This window comes from Marinifilum sp. RC60d5, assembly GCF_052400665.1.
GTDB lineage: Bacteria > Bacteroidota > Bacteroidia > Bacteroidales > Marinifilaceae > JBQTGK01.
This window is the reverse complement of the sequence record NZ_JBQTGK010000001.1, coordinates 865,328-872,842: the sequence shown is the minus strand read 5'-3', so window position 1 is coordinate 872,842 and position 7,515 is coordinate 865,328. Positions and strand designations below refer to the sequence as shown.

7 protein-coding genes are annotated in these 7,515 nt (G+C 32.8%); 2 read left to right on the top strand and 5 right to left on the bottom strand.

The features are described from left to right. On the top strand, positions 1 to 1,624 hold a 1,624-nt coding region (locus tag ACT3CE_RS03745), incomplete at its 5' end, for a lamin tail domain-containing protein (protein WP_444708419.1). A 159-nt stretch (positions 1,625 to 1,783) separates the two neighbouring features. On the opposite strand, the gene lpxK is transcribed toward ACT3CE_RS03745, so the two are convergent. Continuing rightward, the gene (lpxK, locus tag ACT3CE_RS03740) at positions 1,784 to 2,911 is read right to left on the bottom strand and encodes a tetraacyldisaccharide 4'-kinase (protein ID WP_444708418.1); all 1,128 of its coding nucleotides are present in this window, start codon (positions 2,909 to 2,911) and stop codon (positions 1,784 to 1,786) included. A 217-nt stretch (positions 2,912 to 3,128) separates the two neighbouring features. After that, entirely contained in the window at positions 3,129 to 4,925 is a 1,797-nt protein-coding gene (sppA, locus tag ACT3CE_RS03735) for a signal peptide peptidase SppA (protein WP_444708417.1), read from the bottom strand. Between the two features lie 191 nt (positions 4,926 to 5,116). On the opposite strand from sppA, the gene folK reads away from it, so the two are divergent. Beyond that, entirely contained in the window at positions 5,117 to 5,605 is a 489-nt protein-coding gene (gene folK, locus ACT3CE_RS03730; protein ID WP_444708416.1) for a 2-amino-4-hydroxy-6-hydroxymethyldihydropteridine diphosphokinase, read from the top strand. A gap of 50 nt (positions 5,606 to 5,655) precedes the next feature. On the opposite strand, the gene upp is transcribed toward folK, so the two are convergent. The 3 genes from upp to rpsT all read right to left on the bottom strand — a co-directional run bounded on the left by upp (position 5,656) and on the right by rpsT (position 7,483). Then, entirely contained in the window at positions 5,656 to 6,312 is a 657-nt protein-coding gene (gene upp, locus ACT3CE_RS03725; RefSeq protein ID WP_444708415.1) for a uracil phosphoribosyltransferase, read from the bottom strand. A gap of 94 nt (positions 6,313 to 6,406) precedes the next feature. After that, entirely contained in the window at positions 6,407 to 7,102 is a 696-nt protein-coding gene (gene radC / locus ACT3CE_RS03720; protein WP_444708414.1) for a RadC family protein, read from the bottom strand. Between the two features lie 129 nt (positions 7,103 to 7,231). Further along, complete coding sequence (gene rpsT, locus ACT3CE_RS03715) at positions 7,232 to 7,483, bottom strand: 30S ribosomal protein S20 (protein ID WP_444708413.1); 252 nt, start codon at positions 7,481 to 7,483, stop codon at positions 7,232 to 7,234. Positions 7,484 to 7,515: the final 32 nt, after the last annotated feature.

The following is a 7,515-nucleotide window of genomic DNA, read 5'->3' as shown; positions in this document are numbered from 1 at the left end:
AATTAACGAAATAATGGCCGACCCAAGTCCAGGCAATGGCCTGCCCGAATATGAGTTCATCGAATTGTACAATACTCAGGGTTATCCTGTTTCGTTAGAAAACTGGAGTTTGAAAGTTGGAGAGAAAAAAACAACTTTACCTGTCGATACCATCGCTGGCAATTCTTATTTAATCCTTTGCTCAACAACGTCTGCAGAATCTTTCGCCGAATATGGAAATGTTTTGTCAGTAACAAGTTTTCCTGGTTTAACCAATTCTGGCTCCGAAGTAGAAATTTTATCTGCAGAAGACAAACAAATTGATAAAATTACTTATTCCGATTCCTGGTACAAGTCGGCCGAAAAAGAAGATGGAGGTTGGTCTTTAGAGCGAATCGATCCATTGAATATTTCATGGCAAGAGCCTAATTGGTTGGCTTCGGTAGATATTAATGGAGGAACTCCTGGAAAAATAAATTCAGTTGATGCTGAAAATAGAGATCAGAATTCTCCAGGAATTGAGAAGCTTGTATTAATCTCATCTTCTTCTATAACTATACTTTTTTCAGAGCCAATGGACTTGGAAGGATTAGCTAATCTTAAAAATATTGAATTATTGCCAGATTCAGAAAATCCCATCGAAATTCTAAATGTTGATGGGGTAGGACAACGTTTTGATTTGTATTTTCAAGCAGATTTTATTGGTAATTCCAGATATAAAATTATTTTTTCAGATGCAATAAGCGATTTAGCAGGTAATTCTTTATCTGTAAAAGAATATGAATTTTGGGTGCCACTTGATGTTTCAAAAGGCGATATTGTAATAAATGAAGTATTATTTAATCCGATCTCCGGAGGATCTGATTACGTTGAATTGTATAATGTGTCGGATAAAATTATCGACTTATCAAAAGTGTATTTAGCAAAAAGAGATGAGAATTTAATACTTATCGATAGTGTAAAAGTATCTGATAATCAACTTTTGTTTTATCCGAACTCATTTATTTTACTTTCGGCAGATACTGTTAATATACTTGAGAATTATTACACGAGTAATCCAGAGGTTTTTCATGAAACAAAAATTCCAAATTATAGCGATAAGGAAGGGCGTGTTGTTCTTTTAAGTGATTTTGAGATAATAGACGATTTTGCATATAAAGAAGAAATGCATTTTGATTTATTAGCTTCTGTCGATGGGGTCGCTTTGGAAAGAATAAATCCGAATGCTGAAACAAATAATGAATCTAATTGGCAGTCGGCAGCCCAGAATATTGGCTTTGGTACACCGGGTCTGGAAAATTCTGTTTATGATGATATCGAAAATGAGGATGAGGAAGTAAGTCTATCCACAAAAATATTTTCACCTGATAATGATGGAAAAGATGATCGTTTATACATTATTTTTAATTTGCAAGAGGATGCTTATGTTGTAAATATTCGCATTTATAATTCAATTGGTAAAGAGGTAAGAAAATTGGCAAGTAATCTTTATCTGGCTTCTGAAGATAAAGTGCACTGGGATGGTTTAGGTGCTAAAAAAGAAAGATTAGCAATTGGTATTTATATGATATATATAGAATTATTTAATGCCGATGGAGAGGTAAAATCCTTTAAGAAAACCTGTGTATTAGGAGGAAAATTTTGAAAGATTAATTTTTTCAACAAAATTTCAAATAAAGATTGACATTAAATAATTAAAGTTGTAATTTTCTATTATAAAGAATGTTATCATTGAAGTTAACCGTTATTTAATGTAGTGGTTATTTAACGGTATTATAAAAAGGGGAATGTTGATTCCCCTTTTTTATATTGAATCTGTTTTTATATTATGTAAATTACTGGATCGTTTATTTTTTCGAACGTAATTTAATATCTGATTATCGAATAAGGATTTGTCCTCGTTTAAAAATTTTATTCGTAAAGGAACGTAAAAGAGATGTTTCTTGATGATATCCTGATCGATATTCATATCAAAAATTCGTGTAGCATCTTTTTCTGTGGTAATAATAATTTTATTTTCGCCCTTTAGTTCTTTAAATCGTTTTTGAATCTGATCAATATCTTTCTTATCAAAAGCATGATGATCAGGAAAGTGAATTTCTTCAACAACATCTGAGAAATTATCAAGATATTCTTTTAAAGGTTTAGGATTTGCTATGCCAGTTACCAGAAGAATAGAGAAATTTTCTTTGCCCCAATCTTCATTTATAATATTTATGGCCTGTTCATTAAAAACAGCCTGCAAGCTATCGTAGTCGAGGCAGGTAAAATATAATTTTTGATAGGGTAAGATATTTAGTTCCTTCACAATAATTCTTCTTTCAATGGGAGTCATATTTGCAGGAGCTTTGCTTACAATAATAATATTCGCTCTGCTTCTTTCGTCTGCACTTTCTCTAAGCCTGCCGTAAGGAAGCATAAAATCGCGGGTAATTGGTCTATTGTAATCAATTAACAAAATTGATAATCCGGGTTTAATGTGCCTGTGCTGAAAGGCATCGTCTAAAAGAATAGTACTTAAGTCGCTTCCATGCTCGGTATTTAATAGATTTTTAACACCATTTACTCTTTTTCGATCCACCGAAACCAAAATACTAGGAAACTTCCGTTTAATCTGCATGGGTTCGTCGCCAATTTGAGTTGCTGTAGAATTTTCATCGGCAAGAATAAAGCCATTGGTCTTTCTTTTGTAGCCTCTGCTTAAAGTGGCAACTTTATAATCGTCTTTTAATAAATTTATAAGATATTCGATATGAGGTGTTTTTCCTGTTCCGCCAACTGTAATGTTGCCAACCGAAATAATTGGAATTTTAAATTCGCAACTAGATAGAATATTAATGTCGAAGAGTAAATTTCGGAAAGCAACAATGAAGCCGTAAAGTAAACTAAACGGAATAAGTAGGCTCTTTAATAAACGAGATAGTGCTTTCATTCAATCCTAATTTAGGCTGTAAAATCAAAAATATAAATTGATTTTATATTTTTCAGAGACAAATTTACTTACTATTTTAATGTATAGAGTTATCTAAAAGTATTTAATAGAATTAAAGATGCCAATATTTTTAACAAGATACTAAGTTCGTGGGTATTATTGCATAAAAAAAATCCTCAATTTCATGAGGATTTTTAATTAGTGTATAATTTTGAGTTTAATTCAATTCAATTTGGTAAGGTATACGCGCCTGAATTCCTCCTAGATTAATTAGGTTTTGAGCTTGATCGTAGAATTTGTAAGTATCCCCAAGTTCATTCTTAAGAATTTTAATTTTTACCTCTCCAGTTAATCCTTTAACTAATTCTTCAATTGGATCTTTTTGTTTAGGAAGAGAAACCAATCGGTATTCTTCTAAACCGGCTTTTTCTTTCGCAATTTCGATAGCTGTTTCCAAACCACCTAAAACATCAACCAGACCATTTTCTTTCGCATCTGTGGCACTCCAAACTCTACCTTGTGCTATTTCATGAATTTCTTCTTTAGATCTCTTTCGTCCATCAGCTACGCGTGTTAGGAATGTATCGTAGCCATTATTAATTATGCCCTGAATAATCTCTTTTTCAGTTGGAGTAAATTTTCTTGACGATATTGGTAAAACCATTAAAGGATTGCCACCACCAAAAGCAGAGTGTTTATTGGTTCCGAAAGAATCTGTAGTTAAACCCAGTTTATTTTTAATTAATTCTTCACCTGAGAAAAACAATCCATAAATTCCAATTGAACCGGTAATTGTATTTTTATCAGCAACAATAGTGTCGGCAGCGCAAGAAATATAATAACCACCAGAAGCAGCAACATCACCCATCGATGCAATTACTGGCTTAACTTGAGATGCCAATTCAACTTCTCTCCAGATAATATCAGAAACCAATGCGCTTCCACCTGGTGAATTAACACGTAAAACGATGGCTTTAATACTTGAATCGCGACGAGCTTTACGAATTGAATTTGCTAGCTCTGGACCAATGGCAGTTTCGCTTTGTTCCATCCCAATAGCTCCACTTGCATAAACAACAGCAATTTTATTCTTCGAATATTTTTTATCTGCATCTGGCGATTTAGAATAATCTGAAATACTAACTAATCTAAGCTTCTTACCTTCTTTAATATCTGTAAGCTTGCGTAATTTAGCATTCATTTCATCCTGATAAATTACACCATCAATTAAGTTATTATCTTTTGCATCGCTGGCTTTTCTGATTGCAAAGTTGTCAACTAACTCATTTAATTTCTTTACAGAAATACCTCTTTCTTCTGAAATACCAGTCAAAATTTGATTCCAAATATCTCCAATATAAGCCATTGTTTGTGTGCGACTTTCAGCACTCATGTCATCCCTGAAAAATTGTTCGGTAGCCGATTTGTATTTTCCAACGCGAATAACTTGAGCTTCTACACCAATTTTTTGTAAAAATTTACGATAGAATGTCATTTCTCCGCCCATACCAACAATAAACAAACCAGCTTCAGGATTTAGGTAAATACTATCAGCAACAGAATTTAAATAATAAGTTTTTTGTGAATAACCGTAGTTGTTATAGCTAAGAATAAATTTTCCACTTTCTTTAAATTCTTTCAATTTATTTCTAATTTCTTCAATAGAAGCAATTCCTCCAAAACTTCCAGATATTTCTCCAATATTCAAGTAGATACCTTTAATTTTATCATCGGTTTTTGCTTTTTCAATACTTTTTATAATTGTCGTAAGGCCAACTGTCGATTTATTGTTCATTCCAGGTAAGTCTAAATCATCAAACGGATTATCGGACGATCGGTCTGCAAGTTGTTTATTTAGCTTAATTTCAAGAATACTTTTATCTTTAATATCAACAGCTTTATCTGAACTTGATGCAATTCCTGCAATTATCATTATTCCTAAAAAAAGCAGAATAAATCCACCTATAATAACTCCAACAATGGAAGCAAACGTAAATTTGAAGAAACTTTTCATGATTTTATATAATTTGAGATTTATATTCTGTAACTAGTTGTTACTTTTATCGAAGAACTTTACTTATGTAAATTTATCCTAAAACAAATATATCTAAATAAGATGATATTGTGTTTATTAAAATATCAATTTTCGATGTATATTTTGTTTCAACGGATTTCTTTGTTTCTTTTACCGATCAAATGAGAAAAATGGCTAAAGTATATTTTTTAATTGGGGGGAATTTAGGCGATCGTGAGCAGATACTTAGTAAAACAGTATGTCTGTTAAGCGAAAGAGTAGGGCAAATTGTGAAACTTTCCTCAATTTTCGAAACCGAACCATGGGGATTCCAGCATGAATTACGTTTTCTAAATCAGGTGGTCCTTTGTGAAACAGATTTAGTACCATTGGAAGTTCTAAATGCGACTCAATCTATTGAGCAGAATTTAGGAAGAGTGCGTAAGAAGAATCGCTATAGTGAGCGTACCATCGATGTAGATCTGTTATTTTACGACGATTTAATTATGGATACAGAAAGGCTGGAGCTTCCACATCCAAGAATGGGAGAGCGAATGTTTGCATTGACTCCATTGGCTGAAATTGCTCCGCATTTTATTCATCCTGTATGGAAAAAGACAGTCTCGGAAATAAAATTTGATTGTACGGATTCATCTATTGTTAAAAGATTTAAAGCATAAAAAAGAACTACCTAAAAAGTAGTCCTTTGTTATCTATTTATAGAGTTTTATTATCCTAATTTGGCTCCAAAGGCTAAATCGCCTGCATCGCCACAACCTGGAACGATATATGATTTAGAATTTAAATCTTTATCTACAGCTCCCATCCAAAGAGTTGTATTTTCTTTAGGTAAACAATTTTTAATAAAATCAACGCCTTCCTGACTAGCAATAACCGAAACCACATGAACATGTTTAGGAGTTCCTTTGGTAAGCATAGCTTTGTATGCTAATTCCATTGATGAACCAGTTGCTAACATTGGATCCGCAAGAATTACAACTTTACCATCAATTGATGGGGAAGAAATATATTCAAAGTTGACCGTAAATTTACCATCATCGGTATGTTTTCTGTAGGCAGAGATAAATGCATTTTCTGATCTGTCGAAATAATTTAAAAGACCAGTATGCAATGGTAAACCTGCTCTAAGAATAGAAGCTACTACTACTTCGCAAGAAGGAAGATCTGTTTTTGCTTCTCCAAGAGGGGTTTGAATTGATTTTTCAGAGAATTCTAAGACTTTACTGATTTCGTACGCAAAAATTTCACCTATTCTTTCAAGGTTTCTTCTAAAGCGAAGAGGATCTTTTTGCACATTTACGTCTCTGATTTCAGCTATAAATTGGTTAAAAAGGGAGTTGTTTGCTCCTAAAGTATGGACCACCATGTTTTATTATTTAAAAATTAGCTGAGCGCAAATATAACTATATTTCAATAATATCTAAGAATGAAATGAATAAAAAATGTAATGGTAATTTATTCTAAATTAGGCCGTCATCGGCAAAACTATAGTATTGATTATCACCAATAATTAGATGATCTAAAATATCTATATTCATTAGTTTTGCAGCTTGTATTGCTTTAGTGGTGATTTCTTTGTCGGCACTTGACGGAGAAAGGTTTCCAGAAGGGTGGTTGTGACACAAAATAAGATTTACAGCTTCGAGTTGAAGGGCGTCTTTTAAAATGAGTCGAATATCGAATACGGTACCGGTAATGCCTCCGGATGAAACATTTTTAATCTCTACAATTTTGTTGGCACGATTCATAAATAGAACCCAAAATTCTTCATGACCAATATTTTCAACACAGGGAAGAAGAATTTCGAAGGCATCCTGGCTACAGGTTATTTTTTGCTTTTGTTTACTCTGAAAAGACTTTTGTCTTCTACCTAATTCAAGAGCCGATATAATACCTATTGCCTTAGCTTCTCCAATTCCCCGAATTTTCATTAAATCGTGGATGGATTTTTTCGCCAGTTGGTTTAAATCGTTATTGCAGTTGGAAAGTATCGATTTGGCTAGTTCTACAGCCGATTGATCCCGATTGCCACTACCTATAATAATAGCTAATAGTTCAGCCGAAGATAAACTTTTAACCCCATTATACATTAATTTTTCTCTGGGACGATCTTCTAAGGCCCAGTCTTTGATGCTTAATTTATTGTACTCTTTCATAGTTACTTTCGCATAAACTAACTAAAGTTATGAATTTGCTCAAATAATACAAAGTTAGAATAGATAAATTAGGTGCATGCAGAAAAAGGGTTCTCTTGTGAGAACCCTTTAAAACAGAGTTATAATGTCTTACAGTTTGTTAACGTGTGTAGCTAATTTAGATTTCAAGTTAGCAGCCTTATTCTTATGAATTACGTTGATTTTTGCAAGTTTATCTAACATTGCAGTAACCTTAGGAAGTAATTCATTAGCAGCTTCCTTATCTGAAGTAGCACGTAACTTTCTTACAGCATTTCTAGCAGTCTTAGCGTAATACTTATTGTGTACTCGTTTCTTTTCAGACTGTCTAATTCTTTTAATTGCAGATTGATGATTTGCCATCTCTTAAGTTATCTAAATTATTATCTTTTGGT